Genomic DNA, 17421 nt, shown 5'->3' on the forward strand with positions numbered 1-17421 from the left:
CCTACTCCTCGGCTGTCAGGTCTTCGACAAGGCGGAACCGTTCGCACAGCAGCTCCATCTCTGGATCAAAACCACCATTGCGCTCAAAGTACCGGCGGTGATCTTCGCGCCATCCTTCAAGCGTTTCATTCTCGCCCTCGGCCAGCGCAAAGTCTTCCGTCACATCGCAATAGCGGCAGGTCGAGACATCGAGCGTTTCGATTACAAGGGCTGGGTTATCATCCCAGTCCAACGCAATATCGCGGCGTCCGACAACCGGTGTCTCCGCACCGCCATCCGGGTAATCTCGCGATGCGCCGCAGGTTGCCGTTTTAAGCCCCTGACGTACCAACGCCAAAAGTTCATCGCACAACATCCGGTTGTCGCCGAATTTGAACGTTTGCGCACCGGGGTAGCGGGTTTTCAGGTGTTCCAGATCAGACATCGCTTACATCCTGAACACGCCGAAACGTGTTTCCTCAATCGGGGCGTTCAGCGCGGCGCTGAGCGATAAGGCCAGCACGTCGCGCGATTTGCGTGGGTCGATGATGCCGTCGTCCCACAACCGCGCTGAGGCATAGAGAGGATGCGACTGTTCCTCGAACATCTCAAGTGTCGGGCGTTTGAATTCCGCCTCTTCCTCGGCCGACCACGTGCCGCCCTGCCGTTCGATCCCGTCGCGCTTGACCGTGGCCAGAACGCCCGCCGCCTGCTCGCCGCCCATTACCGAAATGCGCGAGTTCGGCCATGTCCACAGAAACCGAGGCTGATAGGCGCGCCCGGCCATGCCGTAGTTCCCGGCCCCGAAGGACCCGCCGACCAGCATGGTGATCTTGGGCACCGAGGTCGTCGCAACAGCCGTCACCATCTTGGCGCCATGCCGCGCGATGCCTTCGTTTTCGTATTTGCGGCCCACCATGAACCCGGTGATGTTCTGCAGGAACACCAGCGGCGTCTTGCGCTGTGAGCAAAGCTCGACAAAGTGCGCACCCTTCTGCGCCGCCTCGGAAAACAGCACACCATTGTTGGCGATGATCCCGACAGGGCAGCCTTTCACATGGGCAAAGCCAGTCACCAGCGTCTCGCCAAAGCGTGGCTTGAATTCATCGAACCGAGAGCCGTCGACCAATCGCGCTATCACCTCGCGAATGTCATAAGGAGTGCGCAGATCGGCGGGCACTACCCCCAAAATTTCCCCGGGATCATAGGCCGGGTCTTCGGGGGTCTCGAACTGTAGACCGGTCTTCGGTACGGCACCGCCCAAAGACCCCACAGCCCGCCGGGCCAAAGCCAACGCATGGGTGTCATCCTCGGCAAGATAATCGGCCACACCTGACAGGCGGGTATGCACATCACCGCCGCCCAGATCTTCAGCGCTGACAACCTCGCCCGTCGCGGCCTTGACCAGCGGTGGTCCGGCCAGAAAGATCGTCCCTTGCTCCCTGACGATGATCGTCACATCCGACATCGCAGGTACATAGGCCCCACCCGCCGTGCACGAGCCCATCACGACAGCAATCTGAGCAATGCCTTTGGCGCTCATCCGCGCCTGATTGTAGAAGATGCGGCCAAAGTGGTCGCGGTCGGGAAAGACCTCATCCTGATTGGGCAGGTTCGCCCCGCCGCTATCGACCAGATAGATGCAGGGCAGATGATTTTCCTCGGCAATCTCCTGCGCGCGGAGGTGTTTTTTGACCGTCATGGGATAGTAGGTACCGCCCTTAACGGTGGCATCGTTGCACACCACCATGACCTCGCGCCCCTGAACGCGGCCAATCCCCGCGATCACCCCGGCACAAGGCGCGGCATCGCCATACATCCCATGCGCCGCCGTCGCGCCGATTTCCAGAAATGGAGACCCTGCGTCCAGCAGGTTCGCCACTCGGCGTCTGGGGAGCATCTTGCCGCGCGACTCATGCCTTGTGCGGGATTTCTCGCCACCGCCCATGCGGGCGGCTTCGGCGGCGGTAGAGACTTGGGCCAGCGCGTCGAGATGGGCCGAGCGGTTGGCCTGAAAGCCCTCGGAGGCGGGCATGGCTTTGGATGCGAGTTTCATTATCCGTTGCCCTCAACAAACAAAGATCTTGACGCTAAAAAGGTCATCAATTCTCCTCCAACAACGTTCTTAGCCAAATCGCCCTTTGGCTCGTTCGTTCCAATCGGCAATGTGCGCCAAGGATTTTCGCGCCGGTGCCACCTCTCCATCGAAGATACTCAACCAAGCAATCTGCGTCCCGAGCCTCTTCCCAGAGTTTTTGCGCTTCCTTCAGACTCGGCACTCTCAAAGGCAAAGACAAAGCGCCGTCTTCGTCCAAATCATCGAGTTCTTTGTAACGAACCGACAAGGCCAAGGAACTTTCCTTTATTAAGGCATCCCAAACGGCTGTTTCCGCTTCTACACAAAAAAAGATACCCAAAGTGCTTTGCCCCCAAGAAGCATCCTCGTCCATGCAAGCGTCGGAAAACAAACCTGCGCAATCTGACAGTTCAGACGAAGTGGCCGCGTTTCCAACGCAAGATCTAACCTGACTGTCCATATAGGCTTGGTCGATATTGGTTTGACCCAGATCATCCTGAACCTGATACCTCTGCGCCCATGAGATTTGTGGCGAAACAAACGCCAGAAAGAAGACGATGCAGACCATAATTCTTGCTAAGCGACGTATGGCTTTCATTTAACCTCCCTCGCCGCCCGCGCCTTCAATTCCTTCCGGATCACTTTCCCCGTAACCGTCATCGGCAGTTCGTCCAAAAACGCCACCTCACGCGGATAGGAATACTGCGCCAGACGGTCCTTGACCCACTCCTGCAACTCTGCGTCCATCGCCTCGGCCCCCGGTTTTAATACCACATAGGCCTTCACGATCTCGGTCCGCAGCTTGTCGGGCTTGCCAACGACGCCCACCGTCGCCACCGCCGGATGAGTCAGCAAGCAATCCTCGATCTCTGCGGGTCCGATGCGGTATCCGGCCGAGGTGATCACATCATCATCGCGGCCCACAAAGCGCAGATAGTCGCCCTCCCAGATGCCGCGATCTCCGGTGATCAGCCAATCGCCCCGGAACTTTTCGGCCGTCGCCTCGGGCCGGTTCCAGTATTCCAGCAGCATCGAGGCCGAGCCGCGCCGGATAGCCACGTCGCCCTCTTGATCTGTGGGCTGACCGGTCCTATCAATCACCGCCACGTCGTGCCCCGCCACCGGCTTGCCGATACAACCGGGGCGCACCGGGAAATCCTCGGCGCAGGACGACACCACCATGTTGCATTCGGTCTGGCCGTAAAACTCGTTGATCGTCAGACCAAACGCCTGTTTTCCCCAAGCCAGCATCTCGGCCCCCAAAGGCTCACCCCCCGAGGCCACCGAGCGCAGGCCAGGGATCGGCTGGTCCGCCGCCTTCAGCATCCGCAAGGCGGTTGGCGGGAAAAACACGTTACGCACGCCGCCACGCGCGACGACCTCGGCGCAGGCTTGCGCACTGAACTTCTCCAATCGCGCGGCGACAACCGGGATGCCCAACGCCAGACCGGGCATCAACACGTCAAATAACCCTCCGATCCACGCCCAGTCGGCCGGCGTCCACAGGCAATCGCCGTCGCGCAGATGGTTGTGGCTGATAGATACTCCCGGCAGATGGCCGGTCAAAACCCGGTGTCCGTGCAACGCACCTTTCGGACTGCCCGTGGTGCCTGAGGTATAGATCAACACCGCCGGATCTTCCGGGCCCGTATCTGCAAAATCGACCGTCTCTCCGGCCTTGTCACTCCGGTCAGCTATCAGCGGCTCTGCCAGATCACCCAGCAACGCGGCGCCTTCGGCATCGGTCAGAACAACCCGTACCCCGGCATCGCCGACACGCGACCGCAGGGCATCGTGCTTGAACAATTTGAACAAAGGGACGGAAATCGCGCCGATCTTCCAGATCGCCAGATGCGCCGCAGCGCACCATGGTGACTGACTTAGCAAGACGCCCACGCGATCACCGGGACGCACCTTGTCCAGCAAAGCGCGCGCGATTCCGTCGGTCATCTGATGCAACTGACCATAGGTGACGGCCTGCTGGCCATGCCCGGTCAAATCGATCACCGCTATCTTGTCAGGCGGATGCCCCAGACACTGGCGCGCCATGTTCAGCCGGTCCGGCAAATCCCAGCCTCCCGCCCGGTGCAAACCCGGTATGCACCCAGGAGCCATCACCGTGATTTTCCCTTATTTCCCTGCGGCTTGTCCGCTTCGTCCGCCATAGGACAAGTGCCTGTTTGATGTAGATCAGAGAATGGATTCAATTGGACTGTCACAGCGGCCGCATCAACACATTCAAAGGCTCGACTATGACCAAGAAACTCGCCGCATTGACCCTTTCCGCCGCTCTGGCCGCTTTGGCAGCCCCTGCCTTTGCCCAATCGCAGGGTGACTGGACCCTGGGTATCGGCCTCGGCTATCTGGACCCGAAATCCGACAACGGCACCCTTGCGGGGCTCGACGCCGAGATCGACTCGGATACCCGCCCGATCTTTACCGCCGAATACTTCATTCGCGACAATCTGGGCATCGAGTTGCTGGCCGCGACCCCGTTCAAGCACAACGTCACCCTCGGTGGCTCGACCGATGCAGGCAGCGTCAAGCATCTGCCGCCCACCCTGTCGCTGAACTATCACTTCACCACAGGCAGCGCGTGGAAGCCCTATGTCGGTGCCGGACTGAACTATACGATCTTCTTCGACGAAGACTCGCCGCTGGGTGATCTGAAGGTCGACAACTCGTTCGGCGTCTCTCTGCAGGCGGGTCTGGACTATATGGTCACTGACAAAGGTTCGGTGCGTCTGAACGTGCGCTGGTTCGACATCGACTCGGACGTCACGCTGGACGGCAACGATATCGGCAAGGCCGAAATCGATCCCTTCCTTGTTGGCCTGTCCTACGTCCATCGCTTCTGATCCTTTGATCAAATGCGCCTCGCAGATCCCTTGTCTGCGAGGCATTTTTTTCACGACATCTCACTCATCATTTCGCGCCCGATCAGCATCCGGCGAATCTCGCTGGTGCCCGCACCGATCTCCATCAGCTTGGCGTCGCGGAAAATCCGGCTGACCGGCGCATCCGACAGGAACCCCGCGCCGCCCATCGCCTGTACCGCCTGATGCGCCTGCGTCATCGCCGCCTCCGAGGCATAAAGACAGCACGCCGCCGCATCCTGCCGCGTCACGTCCCCGCGGTCACAGGCTTTGGCAACCTCATAGACATAAGCCCGGGCCGAGTTCATCGCGGTATACATGTCCGCTATCTTGCCCTGCATCAGCTGGAAGTTTCCGATGGGTTGGCCGAACTGCTTGCGCTCGGACAGATAGGGCATGATTTCATCCAGACAGGCGGCCATGATGCCGGTGCCGATCCCGGCCAACACCACACGCTCATAGTCCAGCCCTGACATCAGAACGGCCACGCCTCGGCCTTCTTCGCCCAGAACATTCTCGAACGGCACCTCGACATCTTCAAAAATCAACTCAGCCGTGTTTGATCCGCGCATCCCCAGCTTGTCGAAATGGGGCGAGGTGGAAAACCCCTTCATCTCTTTCTCGATCAGAAAGGCTGTGATGCCTTTCGATCCCGCTTCAGGATCGGTCTTGGCATAGACGACCAGAGTATCTGCATCCGGTCCGTTGGTGATCCAGTATTTGTTGCCATTCAACCTGTAATGATCATTGCGCTTTTCCGCGCGCAGCTTCATCGACACGACATCCGACCCGGCCGAGGGCTCGGACATTGCCAGCGCCCCCACATGATCCCCCGAAACAAGACGTGGAAGATATTTCTGCTTTTGCTCTTCGGTGCCGTTCAGCTTGATCTGGTTCACGCAAAGGTTCGAATGCGCTCCATAAGACAATGACACCGAGGCCGAGGCGCGCGCGACCTCTTCAACAGCGATGGTATGGGCCAGATAAGTCATCCCTGCGCCGCCATACTCTTCGGGCACCGTAACGCCCAGCAACCCCAACTCGCCCATCTCTTTCCACAACTCGTTCGGAAAAGCGTTGGAACTATCGATTTCGGCGGCCATCGGCTTGACCCGCTCCTGCGCCCAGCGATGCACCATCTCACGCAGGGCGTTCACGTCCTCTCCCAAATCGAATTTCATCGTGGCCGTGAACATACGCGCTCTCCTCCTTCGCGTTAATGAACAAGTGTTCAATAACTGAATAACAGCGAATCCCCAGACGGTCAATCTTTGCAAAGGCCAACGACCAAAACGCAAAACGCGGCCTGTCGGGCCGCGTTTCTGCAGATTGAGCGTGCGCCGCAGGCGCACTCCGTTAGGTCATGATTGATAAACAGCGCCGACTTCAGCCCGAATGATCCGCGCGATCAGGCTGCAATCCTCAAGCGAAAAAGTCAGCGGAACACGCATGTCCATGATCCCGGTCAGGATGCGATCACTTGCTGGCATCGGTTCGCTCTCGGCATAGCGCCAACTGTCATAGCGCGAGGTAAACCCGGCGGGCTCCGCTCCTCCGAACCATTTCAGCTCAACCCCCCGCGCGGCACAGCGCTGGATCACTTCGGTTATACGCTCGGGAAGCCAATCGAGCAGAAGAAACTGAATTGATGACCCGACATAGGTTTCGGCCTCGAGACGTTCGACGATTGTCAGACCGGGCGTTCCGCGCAAACCGTCTTCGATCACCTGATAACGCTCGTTCCATCGCGCGACCTGTCGGTCCAGATCGCGCAGCTGCGGACGCAGGATCGCGGCGCGAAGATTGTCCATCCGCCCCGAGATATTGGGCGTGGTGTATTTAACCCGCTCAAACACTTCGGCCCCCGGAGCAGCCAGATGCCGTTCGTAGAGCATGTAGGAACCGGACAACATCGTCGCCATGGCTGCCAATTCCTCATCATCGGTGATCAACAAACCACCCTCGCCCGAGTTCACGTGCTTGTAGGTCTGGCAGGAATAACACCCGATCGCGCCTTGCCTGCCGGAAAGCTGCCCGCGCCACGCCGCGCCCATCGTATGTGCACAATCTTCGATGACGACCACACCGGCCGCATCACACATCTGCATCAGCCGATCCATGTCGCACAAATGCCCGCGCATATGGCTCAGCACCAGTACACGCGCTTGATCCAGCTTGGCTTCAAGATCGTCCAGATCAATGGTCAGGCTTTCAGACACACCGACAAAAACAGGTTTGCCTCCGACCGAGGCAATCGCTCCGGGCACTGGTGCCAGCGTAAACGCATTGGTCAGGACCGGATCACCCGGCAGCACCCCAACGGCTCGCAAGGCAGTCGCCATGGCATAGCCACCAGATGCAACGGCCAGACAGTATTTCGCACCCATCTGGGCCGCAAATTCCTGCTCTAGCAGGGCGGTTTCACCCAGCTCTCCGGCGGCAACGTTATAGCGATGCAAGCGCCCATGGCGCAGAACCGTCAGGGCTGCTTCGATTGCGTCTTCCGGGATAGGTTCCTGCTGCGTGAAGCTGCCAGTAAATCTCTCGGTCATAGCTTTGTTCTGGGGCTACGAGGTGGCCGCGTCAAGGGATCACGCTGCCCCGATCAGAGTGTTTACCAGATCAGGCAGGTCGTCAAAGTGATGCAGCAACGCTTCGGGCTGCAACGATGCCATATCTTCCCCGGACGGACCAAAGGTGACCAGCACCGAAGGAACACCCGCCGCTCGGGCGGTGTTTCGGTCCGTATCCGAGTCGCCAATCAGAACACACATGTCGGGATGCCCCCCCGCCCGTCGCGCCGCCTCGCGCAACGGCTCGGGATCGGGCTTGCGCACGGGCAAGGTATCGGCACCGACAAGCGAGGCGAATTGATCGCGAACGCCCATCCGCGTCAGCAACAGATCGGCCAGACCTTCGGGCTTGTTGGTGCAGATGCCCACGCCATACCCCGCAGCCTTCAAAGCTTCGACCGCGCCCAGCGCGCCAGGATAGAAATATGTATGGGTGTCGATGGCTTGCCCGTAGACGTCAAGAAAAATTGGGTAATAGGTTTCAACCGTTTTCTCATCATAAGCGCCCACGCGCTTCAGCCCCTGCGTCAACATCAAACGTGCGCCGCGCACCGCTACCGCTGCGTCCTGTTCCGGATGCAGCACATCGCCATGCCCCATCTGTCGAAAACAATGGTTCGCAGCGGCCAGCAAATCGCCGGATGTATCCGCCAATGTTCCGTCCAGATCAAAGATGACAGTCCGCATCAAAACTCCTTGCTCGGCAGAATTCCGCCATCTCGTGTTGCAATCGGCAATCTTCTTTGATGGCCGAAGCGCTTGCGCCTTTGACCTCAGCGGATAAAACGGTCCGCGACAAAACAAAAGAGAAAACAAATTTATGAGCACTGCCCTGATCATCCTTGCCGCCGGAAAAGGCACAAGGATGAATTCCGACATTCCCAAGGTTCTGCACCCGATTGCCCAGACACCGATGCTGGTTCACGCGATGCGCGCCGGAGCCGTCCTGTCGCCCGCGCAGACCGTTATCGTCACCGGCCACGGGGCCGAGGCGGTTGAAAAGGTCGCCACTGCCGAAGACGAAAGCGCCCAGATCGCTGTTCAAGAGGAACAGCTTGGCACGGCACACGCCGTTGCGCAGGCCCGCGACGCTTTGCAGGGATTTGAGGGCGATGTTGTTGTTCTTTATGGCGACACGCCGTTTTTGCAGCCCGACACGCTGGAACGCATGATCGCAGCCCGGGCGCAGAACGATCTGGTCATTCTGGGGTTTGAGGCCGCCGATCCTGCCCGCTATGGCCGTCTTGTGATGAATGGCGACTTGCTGGAACGGATTGTCGAATTCAAGGATGCGTCAAATGAGGAACGCGCCATAACCTTCTGCAATTCAGGACTTTTGGCGTGTGACGCGGGAACGCTCTTTTCACTGATCGATGCCGTCGGGAACGACAATGCTTCGGAAGAATACTATCTGACGGATGTTGTCGAAATCGCCCGGTCCCGCGGGCTGAACGTCACGGCCGTCGCCTGTGACGAAGCCGAGACGCTGGGCGTCAACTCTCGCACGGATCTGGCGGCGGCGGATGCGGTGTTTCAGACCCGCGCGCGTGCTGAGCTGCTGGAGCAAGGTGTAACCTTGATGGCCCCCGACACGGTCTATCTGTGCGCCGATACCGTTATCGGACGCGACACCGTGATCGAGCCCAACGTGGTGTTTGGCCCCGGTGTCACTGTCGAAAGTGGCTCCACGATCCGCGCGTTCTCGCATCTGGAAGGGTGTCATGTCAGCCGTGGTGCGGTTGTCGGCCCCTATGCCCGCCTGCGACCCGGCGCTGAACTGGCCGAGAACACCCGTATCGGTAATTTTGTCGAGGTCAAGAATGCCGAGATTGCCGAAGGCGCAAAGGTCAATCACCTGAGTTATATCGGCGATGCCTCGGTCGGGGCCGCATCCAATATCGGAGCGGGGACCATCACCTGCAACTATGACGGGGTGATGAAGCACAAGACCACGATTGGCGAAAATGTCTTTGTCGGATCGAACACGATGCTTGTGGCTCCGGTTACGGTTGGTGACGGTGCGATGACGGCAACAGGGACGGTTGTGACGAAGGATGTTGAACCTGATGCGCTGGCCGTCGCCCGCGCCAAACAGGAAAACAAGCCGGGTTATGCGCGCAAACTATTTGAAATGTTGAAGGCGAAAAAGGCTCGCCGCGACAAAGGAGCCTGAGCATATGTGTGGAATTGTTGGCGTTCTGGGCAGCCACGAAGTGGCCCCCATTCTTGTGGAGGCACTGAAACGACTGGAATACCGGGGCTACGACAGCGCCGGTATCGCCACCGTAAATGGCGGAGCGTTGGGACGACGTCGGGCGGTCGGCAAGCTGGTCAATCTCAGCGATCTGTTGGTGCATGACCCCCTGCCCGGAAAGTCCGGCATTGGACATACACGCTGGGCAACGCATGGTGTCCCTTCGGTCACAAATGCGCATCCCCATCAGGCTGGCCCGGTGGCCGTGGTGCACAATGGCATCGTTGAAAACTACCGCGAGTTGCGGGCAGAACTTGCCGAAAGCGGCGTCGACTTTGTGACTGAAACCGACACCGAAACCGTCGCCCTTCTGACCGAACACTACATGAATACCGGCCTCTCGCCGGTTGAGGCCGCGTACAAGACCATCGACCGTCTGGACGGTGCCTTTGCACTGGCCTTTCTGTTCAACGGCGAAGATGACCTGATTGTTGCTGCGCGGAAGGGCTCTCCGCTGGCAATTGGTCACGGTGATGGTGAGATGTATGTGGGCTCGGACGCGATCGCGTTGGCCCCGCTGACGGATCAGATCACCTATCTGGAAGAAGGCGACCGGGCGGTTCTGACCCGCACCTCGCTGGAAATCCGCAATGAGGCGGGCGAAATCGCCAACCGCGAAAAGCGTCAGATCAAGCTGGATCAGGCACGCGCCGACAAGGGTGAGCACAAGCATTTCATGGCCAAGGAAATCGCTGAACAGCCCGTTGTTGTGGCCGAAGCGATCAGATCCTATCTGCCAACCGGCGGGGATGAGGTCATCCTGCCGGGTGCCGGGCTTGATTTCACCAAACTGGATCGCCTGACGATGGTCGCCTGCGGCACCGCGTTCTACGCCTGCCTGACCGCGAAATACTGGTTCGAGCAATTGGCAAAAATGCCGGTCGAGGTCGATATCGCAAGCGAGTTCCGCTATCGCGAACCTCCGATCACCGACCGCACACTGGCCCTGTTTGTCAGCCAATCGGGTGAAACCGCCGATACGCTCGCCGCGCTGCGTTATTGCGAGGGCAAAGCGGACAAGATCGTCTCAGTCGTCAATGTTCCCGAAAGCTCGATCGCGCGGGAAAGTGATGTGGCGCTTCCGATCCACGCGGGCGTGGAAATCGGTGTGGCCTCGACCAAGGCGTTTACCTGTCAGCTCAGCGTCCTGCTGATGTTGGCGCTCAAAGCCGCGGCGGATCGCGGTACGCTCAGCCCCGAGGAGATCGCCGATCACGCAGCGGCCTTGCGTGGCTTGCCCTCGGTCTTGAATACCGCCTTGGATCAGAACCTGTCGATCCGCACATCTGCCCAACGCCTGTCCGAAGCGCGAGATGTGCTCTTTCTGGGGCGCGGTCTGATGTATCCGCTGGCCATGGAAGGTGCGCTGAAACTCAAGGAAATCAGCTATATCCACGCCGAAGGTTACGCATCGGGCGAGCTGAAGCACGGCCCCATCGCCTTGATCGACAAGAATATGCCGGTGGTTGTCATGGCTCCCAAAGATACGGTGTTCGACAAGACCGTATCCAACATGCAAGAGGTCATGGCGCGCAAGGGTAAGGTCATTCTGGTTTCTGACGATGACGGCATCGCCGAAGCGCAGGATGGCGTCTGGAGCACGATCCGAATGCCCCATGTCCATCCCAGCCTGACGCCGATCCTGTATTCCGTGCCAGCGCAATTGCTGGCCTATCACACGGCGGTTGCCAAAGGTACTGACGTGGATCAACCGCGCAATCTGGCCAAATCCGTGACGGTCGAATGACCGGGCGGATCAACGTGGACACTTATCTGGATCAGATCAAAGCCCACGCTGATCCCGAACGCGCCGAACAGGCGGCAGCATATCACAAGGCCGCCCGTCCGCATCTTGGCGTGCCCAACCCGGTTCTGAATGACCTGACCAAAACGTGGCGGCGCGAGTTGGATGTGGCGCAACGCGTTGATTTGGCCGATGCCCTGTGGCAGACCAACATTCACGAGGGCCGTCTGGCCGCTGCCAAGCTGCTGACGCAGGCGCGAATCCGCCCCGATCAGGCGGTCTGGGAACTGTTGCAAAGCTGGTTGCCCGATTTCGATGCATGGGCGGTTGCGGATCATGCCTGCATGGCGATGCAGAAACGCCTGACCGCCGATCCCGAGCGTTTGGATCAGGTCGAACAGTGGACAACATCGGACCACATGTGGACCCGCCGCGCCGCCTTGGTCGCCACCCTGCCCTGGACCAAACAGAACCACCCAAAACCCGATGACCTGCAACGCCGAGACCGCATTCTGGGGTGGGCCGCTGGTTATGTCCCCGATCGGGACTGGTTCATCCAAAAGTCGATTGCCTGGTGGCTGCGCGAGCTGTCGAAACACGACCCTCAGCGCGTCATTGGCTTTCTGGAACAGCATGGCGAAGCCATGAAGCCCTTTGCCCGGAAAGAAGCTGGGAAATACCTGCGCTCCTAGTTGGAATACACTTCCAACTCGACCAGTTCATCAAACGGCAACAAAAGGGCCCGCATCGCGTCCAGTGACAGGCGGCCTCCGCTGCCCTCAGGGCCGGGGACAAGCGTGATATAGGCTTGCGCTCCGGTTCTTGGCACCACGACCCGGCCGGTCATCTCTGTGTCCACCAGCGAAGTCTCCAACCAACGACCCGGCGTATTGGGATCGCCCAACCCTGCCACCGTCTTGCGCGGCCCGTCCCAGCCCGTTGAAGACGTAGCCGGGGGCGGTGCCTCGGCCGGGGCTTCAGCGACGACCGGCGTCGCTTCGGGCTGAGGGTCCGACGCGCCGAATACCCGGTCCGAGGTTGACCGAATAGCCTCGCACCCGCCAAGAACCAGACAAATTCCGAACAATACAAATCTCATACCCCTAAAATTACCCTGCCACCCGCAACTGCGCCAGCCCAAAGCACAGATGACCCTTGCCGGTGCCCCCTTGCCGCTTTACCTATGAGCCATGACAGCACCGCTCATCGACCCGTTTGCCCGCGCCATCACCTATCTGCGTGTCTCCGTCACGGACCGCTGCGATTTTCGCTGCGTCTATTGCATGTCGGAAAACATGACCTTTCTGCCCAAGAAAGATCTGCTGACTCTGGAAGAGCTGGACCGCATGTGCTCGACCTTTGTTCGCATGGGCGTCGAGAAACTGCGGATCACCGGGGGTGAGCCGTTGGTTCGCCGCAACATCATGACATTCTTCAACAGCATGACCCGGCATCTCGACAGTGGCGCGCTGAAAGAACTGACGCTGACAACCAACGGTTCTCAGCTGCATCGCTTCGCCGATGACCTCTACGCCGCAGGAGTGCGCAGGGTGAATATCTCGCTGGATACTCTGGATGAGGACAAGTTCGCCAAAGTCACCCGCTGGGGCCGCCTCAAGCAGGTATTGAACGGCATCGACGCGGCGCAAAAGGCCGGACTGCGGATCAAGATCAATGCTGTCGCGCTCAAGGGCTTCAACGAAGAGGAACTGCCCCGCATCACCGAATGGTGCGCCGAACGTGACATGGACCTGACATGGATCGAGGTCATGCCGATGGGCGATATCGGCAACGAGGATCGTCTGGATCAATACTGGTCCCTCAAAGATGTTCGCAAGGAATACGAAAACCACTATGCCGTGACCGATCTGGCGGAACGCACCGGCGGGCCTGCGCGCTATGTCCGGCTTGAGGATACGGGGCAAAAGATCGGCTTTATCACGCCGCTGTCGCATAACTTCTGCGAAAGCTGCAATCGCGTGCGCCTGACCTGTACCGGCGAGCTTTATATGTGCCTCGGTCAGGAAGATATGGCAGACCTACGCGGCGCATTGCGCGACCACCCCGATAGCGAAGAACCGCTGGAAGATGCGATCCGCAAGGCGATCACCCTAAAGCCCAAAGGCCATGATTTCGACTATTCGCGCCAATCGGTCGACGGCCGGATGAGTCGCCACATGAGCCATACGGGCGGCTGACATGTCCGGGCAAAATGCGCGCCCGACGCTGCTTTACAAACTCTATTGCGGGCTGACCTATGTCGCGGCTCCCTTGGCCTGGAAAACCGTCCGCGCCAAGCTTGAAGCCGCCGGGGTGGCTCCTGAAAGGCAACGTGAGCGCTTAGGATACGCCAGCCAACCACGCCCCTCGGGCCAACTGATCTGGTTTCACGCCGCCAGCGTCGGGGAAAGCCAATCGGTTCTTAGCCTTATCAAACGACTGGGCGACCGTTTGCCGGATTCACAGTTCCTGATTACCTCAGGCACCCCGACCTCAGCCGCATTGATCGAAAAGCGTCTGCCACCACGCACGCGCCACCAATACCCGCCACTTGATACTGCTGGTCCGGTGCGGCGCTTTCTGGATCACTGGAAACCTGACGCGGCGATCTTTGTCGAAAGCGAAATCTGGCCGCGCCTGATCGTCGAAAGTGCCGATCGCGGAACACCCTTGGCACTTCTTAACGCGCGACTATCGGAAAAATCTGTCGCAGGCTGGAAAAAGCGCCCGCAAACTGCGCGGTTCATACTGAACAAATTTCGCCTGTTCCTGACCCAGAACGACAAAACGGCTGCGAATTTGATCGCGATGGGCGCGCCTGCTGACCGGGTCCAACCCGGCACCAATCTAAAGGCCATGTCAGACCCACTACCGGTGGACACAAACACCCTCAACGACATCCAGACACAAATCGCAGACCGTCCGGTCTGGATCGCCAGTTCCACCCATGCCGGAGAAGAAGAGGCCATTCTTGCCGCGCATAAACACCTGTTGAACCAACGGCCCAATCTGTTGCTTTTGCTGATCCCACGCCATCCCGAACGCCGGGAGGAGGTCGCCAGACTGACGGCCCAAGCCGAACTGGACTATTCACTCCGCAGCAAGCAGCAACCGATCACCGACGCAACCCAAGTCTATATCGCCGATACGCTAGGCGAGACTGGCACCTGGTACGCCTTGTGCCCCATCGTTTTTCTGGGGGGCTCGCTCAGGGAAATCGGCGGCCACAATCCCTTTGAACCTGCGCAAGCCAATGCTGCGGTCATTACCGGGCCTGGATACTTCAATTTCGCCGAGACATTTGCCCCGTTGATCAAAACGGGTGGAGCGGTCGAAGTTGAAACCAGCGCAGACCTTTCGAAAATAGTCGAGACATGGCTTACGGACAAAACCACGCTTGAGACTGCGCGCGCCGCAGCAAAATCCTGCGTGAACACCCAAAAATCGGCATTGGACGATGTCATCGAAACGCTCAGTACCCAACTCGACCTCGCCCCCCCGGCGGATCCGGCTTCATCTGTCTAAAAATATCCCGGGGGTGTGGGGGCAGAGCCCCCACTCTTTATATCAAGCCGCAGGCATCCGTTGCTCAACGATCTCGGCCCACCAGCTGCACCCGGCCGGAATTGCCTCATCGTTAAAGTTATACTCCGGATGGTGCACCATCGCCGTGTCGCCATTGCCGACCAAAATGTAAGCACCCGGCCGCTCTTCGAGCATAAAGGCAAAATCTTCGCCACCCATGACCAACGGTGCCTCTTCACAATCGCCCGACACCGAGCGGGCCACCTGTGCTGCAAAATCGGTCTGTTCGTCGCTATTCACCATGACCGGATAGCCCCGAATATAGGTCACATCTGCTGTGCCACCAAAGGTCGCCGCGACCCCGTTGCAAATCTCGTTGATCCGCTTTTCCGCCAAATCGCGCATTTCCTTGCCCATGGTGCGCACGGTGCCTTTGATCTGAACCGTCTGCGGGATCACGTTGAAAGCCTTGGACGAGGTTTCAAACGACGTCACCGACACCACCACCTGATCAATCGGGTCAGCATTACGAGAGGCAATCGTCTGCAACGCCAGAACCGCCTGCGCTGTCATCACAGTGGTGTCCACTGTCTCCTGCGGCTTCGCCGCGTGGCCGCCGCGTCCTTCAAAGGTGATATCGAACTGGTCAGTTGCCGCAAAGAACGACCCTGGACGGATCGAGAAGCTGCCGACCGGTTTGCCCGGCCAGTTGTGCATCCCATAGACCTCCTGGATGTTCCAACGCTCCATCATACCGTCCTCGCACATCTCGCGACCGCCGCCGCCGCCTTCCTCGGCGGGCTGGAAGATCACCACGACGGTGCCATCGAAATTACGCGTCTCGGACAGGTATTTGGCCGCGCCCAGCAACATGGCCGTATGCCCGTCATGACCGCACGCGTGCATCGCCCCATCGGTTTTCGAGGCATAGTCCAGACCCGTCGCCTCGTGAATCGGCAAAGCGTCCATGTCAGCCCGCAATCCGATGACCTTACCGCCGGTATCGACCTTGCCCTTGATGACCCCAACAACGCCCGTACGGCCAATTCCGGTCACGACCTCATCGCAACCGAACTCTTTCAGTTTGTCCGCAACCAGCGCACTTGTGCGATGGGTTTCAAACAGAATCTCGGGGTTTTCATGGATATCCCGTCGCCATGCGGTGATTTCATCCTGCAACTCGGCAAAGCGGTTTTTGACTGGCATTTCTTCTCTCTCCTATCTCAAGCCGCCGGCATCCGGCGCTCGACCATTTCGGCAAACCACGAGCATCCCATCGGGATGATCTCATCGTTGAAATTGTATTCGGGGTGATGCAGCCCGGCGCTGTCGCCGTTGCCCAACACAATGAAAGCCCCGGGGCGTTCTTCCAGCATGAACGAGAAATCCTCGCCCCCCATCACCATCGGCGCTTCACCACAGCTGCCGCCCACGGAAACCGCAGCCTCAGCCGCATATCCGGTCTGTTCCTCGGCATTGATGGTCACCGGTACGCCGCGCGAGTAAGTCACTTTGACCGTGCCGCCAAATGTCGTGGCAATGCCCTCTGCCACCTCGGTCAGCCGTTCCTCGATCAGGTCGCGTATTTCATTTGAGTGCGTCCGCACGGTCCCGCGCACCTGCGCCGATTGCGGGATAACGTTGAACGCCTTTGACGAGGTTTCGACCGAAGTCACCGACAATACCGCCTGCAGGATCGGATCAGCATTCCGCGACACGATGGTTTGCAGCGCTACAATCAACTGAGACAGCATCACTGTTGTATCAATCGTCTCTTGCGGCTTGGCCGCGTGACCGCCCCGCCCTTCAAGGTGAATATCGAACTCATCCGCTGCGGCCAGCAAAGGGCCGGATCGGATGGCAAACCGCCCGGTTGGAACGCCCGGCACATTGTGCATCGCATAGACTTCCTGAATACCAAAGCGATCCATCAGACCGTCCTTGCACATTGCCTCGGCCCCGTTTCCGCCCTCTTCAGCCGGTTGAAAGATCACAATGGCCGTGCCGTCAAAATTCCGCGTCTCGGACAGGTATTTCGCTGCGCCCAACACCATCGCCGTGTGGCCATCATGACCGCAGGCATGCATGGCGCCGTCGGTCTTGGAAGCGTAGTCCAGTCCCGTCTGCTCCTGCATCGGAAGCGCATCCATATCAGCGCGCAACCCGATCACGCGGCCCTGCGTATCGGTCTTGCCTTTGATGACGCCAACAACGCCCGTGCGACCAATGCCGGTCACAACCTCATCACACCCGAATTCTTTCAGTTTTTCGGCCACCAGCGCGCTGGTCCGGTGCGTGTCATAGAGAATCTCAGGGTGTTGGTGAATGTCACGCCGCCAACCGGTGATTTCTTCGTGCATTTCCGCAAGGCGATTTTTGATCGGCATCTCATT

The 17421-nt window shown here is 59.1% G+C and carries 16 protein-coding genes; 6 read left to right on the forward strand and 10 right to left on the reverse strand.

Translation table 11 applies throughout. From position 1 onward, the window contains the following. Position 1: 1 nt before the first annotated feature. The 4 genes from ACR0FG_RS13150 to ACR0FG_RS13165 are packed head-to-tail and all read right to left on the reverse strand — an operon-like array spanning position 2 to position 4171. Complete coding sequence (locus tag ACR0FG_RS13150) at positions 2-424, reverse strand: ASCH domain-containing protein (protein ID WP_480893450.1); 423 nt, start codon at positions 422-424, stop codon at positions 2-4. 3 nt (positions 425-427) lie between these two features. Further along, on the reverse strand, positions 428-2035 hold the full coding sequence (locus tag ACR0FG_RS13155; RefSeq protein ID WP_480893451.1) for a carboxyl transferase domain-containing protein: 1608 nt from the start codon (positions 2033-2035) through the stop codon (positions 428-430). A 46-nt stretch (positions 2036-2081) separates the two neighbouring features. Then, positions 2082-2654, reverse strand: a complete 573-nt coding sequence (locus tag ACR0FG_RS13160) for a lysozyme inhibitor LprI family protein (protein ID WP_480893452.1) — start codon at positions 2652-2654, stop codon at positions 2082-2084. Further along, positions 2651-4171 (reverse strand): AMP-binding protein, encoded by a 1521-nt coding sequence (locus ACR0FG_RS13165; RefSeq protein ID WP_480893453.1) that lies wholly within the window; start codon positions 4169-4171, stop codon positions 2651-2653. The genes ACR0FG_RS13160 and ACR0FG_RS13165 overlap by 4 nt, the downstream gene beginning before the upstream one ends. A 137-nt stretch (positions 4172-4308) precedes the next feature. Between ACR0FG_RS13165 and ACR0FG_RS13170 the strand changes: the two genes are divergently transcribed. Then, a complete protein-coding gene (locus tag ACR0FG_RS13170; protein WP_480893454.1) occupies positions 4309-4914 on the forward strand; it encodes an OmpW/AlkL family protein in 606 nt (201 codons plus the stop codon). Positions 4915-4964: 50 nt separating this feature from the next. Here the strand turns inward: ACR0FG_RS13170 and ACR0FG_RS13175 are convergent, their stop codons facing one another. The 3 genes from ACR0FG_RS13175 to ACR0FG_RS13185 form a co-directional block, all read right to left on the reverse strand. Beyond that, positions 4965-6128, reverse strand: coding sequence for an isovaleryl-CoA dehydrogenase (locus ACR0FG_RS13175; RefSeq protein ID WP_170710181.1), 1164 nt, complete (start codon positions 6126-6128; stop codon positions 4965-4967). A gap of 165 nt (positions 6129-6293) precedes the next feature. Further along, a complete protein-coding gene (locus ACR0FG_RS13180; protein WP_480893455.1) occupies positions 6294-7484 on the reverse strand; it encodes a DegT/DnrJ/EryC1/StrS family aminotransferase in 1191 nt (396 codons plus the stop codon). Between the two features lie 39 nt (positions 7485-7523). Continuing rightward, positions 7524-8192, reverse strand: a complete 669-nt coding sequence (locus ACR0FG_RS13185) for an HAD-IA family hydrolase (RefSeq protein ID WP_480893456.1) — start codon at positions 8190-8192, stop codon at positions 7524-7526. 133 nt (positions 8193-8325) lie between these two features. Here ACR0FG_RS13185 and glmU point away from each other — a divergent pair, with 133 nt between their 5' ends. From glmU to ACR0FG_RS13200, 3 genes are read left to right on the forward strand one after another with little or no spacing between them, the layout of a single operon-like run. After that, positions 8326-9678 carry a bifunctional UDP-N-acetylglucosamine diphosphorylase/glucosamine-1-phosphate N-acetyltransferase GlmU gene (gene glmU, locus ACR0FG_RS13190; RefSeq protein ID WP_480893457.1) on the forward strand — a complete coding sequence of 451 codons (1353 nt, stop codon included), beginning with the start codon at positions 8326-8328 and terminating at the stop codon, positions 9676-9678. 4 nt (positions 9679-9682) lie between these two features. Then, the gene (gene glmS / locus ACR0FG_RS13195) at positions 9683-11506 is read left to right on the forward strand and encodes a glutamine--fructose-6-phosphate transaminase (isomerizing) (RefSeq protein WP_480893458.1); all 1824 of its coding nucleotides are present in this window, start codon (positions 9683-9685) and stop codon (positions 11504-11506) included. Next, positions 11503-12195, forward strand: coding sequence for a DNA alkylation repair protein (locus tag ACR0FG_RS13200; protein WP_480893459.1), 693 nt, complete (start codon positions 11503-11505; stop codon positions 12193-12195). The genes glmS and ACR0FG_RS13200 overlap by 4 nt, the downstream gene beginning before the upstream one ends. Here the strand turns inward: ACR0FG_RS13200 and ACR0FG_RS13205 are convergent. Then, complete coding sequence (locus tag ACR0FG_RS13205; RefSeq protein ID WP_170710187.1) at positions 12192-12602, reverse strand: hypothetical protein; 411 nt, start codon at positions 12600-12602, stop codon at positions 12192-12194. The genes ACR0FG_RS13200 and ACR0FG_RS13205 overlap by 4 nt on opposite strands. 91 nt (positions 12603-12693) lie before the next feature. On the opposite strand from ACR0FG_RS13205, the gene moaA reads away from it, so the two are divergent. Both moaA and ACR0FG_RS13215 read left to right on the forward strand, forming a co-directional pair. Beyond that, positions 12694-13701: a GTP 3',8-cyclase MoaA gene (gene moaA, locus ACR0FG_RS13210; protein ID WP_480893460.1), complete on the forward strand. Its 1008-nt coding sequence runs from the start codon at positions 12694-12696 to the stop codon at positions 13699-13701. Between the two features lies 1 nt (position 13702). Continuing rightward, on the forward strand, positions 13703-15028 hold the full coding sequence (locus tag ACR0FG_RS13215; RefSeq protein WP_480893461.1) for a 3-deoxy-D-manno-octulosonic acid transferase: 1326 nt from the start codon (positions 13703-13705) through the stop codon (positions 15026-15028). Positions 15029-15070: 42 nt separating this feature from the next. On the opposite strand, the gene ACR0FG_RS13220 is transcribed toward ACR0FG_RS13215, so the two are convergent. Further along, entirely contained in the window at positions 15071-16234 is a 1164-nt protein-coding gene (locus tag ACR0FG_RS13220) for a M20 aminoacylase family protein (RefSeq protein ID WP_480893462.1), read from the reverse strand. A gap of 17 nt (positions 16235-16251) precedes the next feature. Then, the gene (locus ACR0FG_RS13225; protein ID WP_480893463.1) at positions 16252-17415 is read right to left on the reverse strand and encodes a M20 aminoacylase family protein; all 1164 of its coding nucleotides are present in this window, start codon (positions 17413-17415) and stop codon (positions 16252-16254) included. Positions 17416-17421: the final 6 nt, after the last annotated feature.

This window comes from Ruegeria sp. E1, assembly GCF_056534225.1.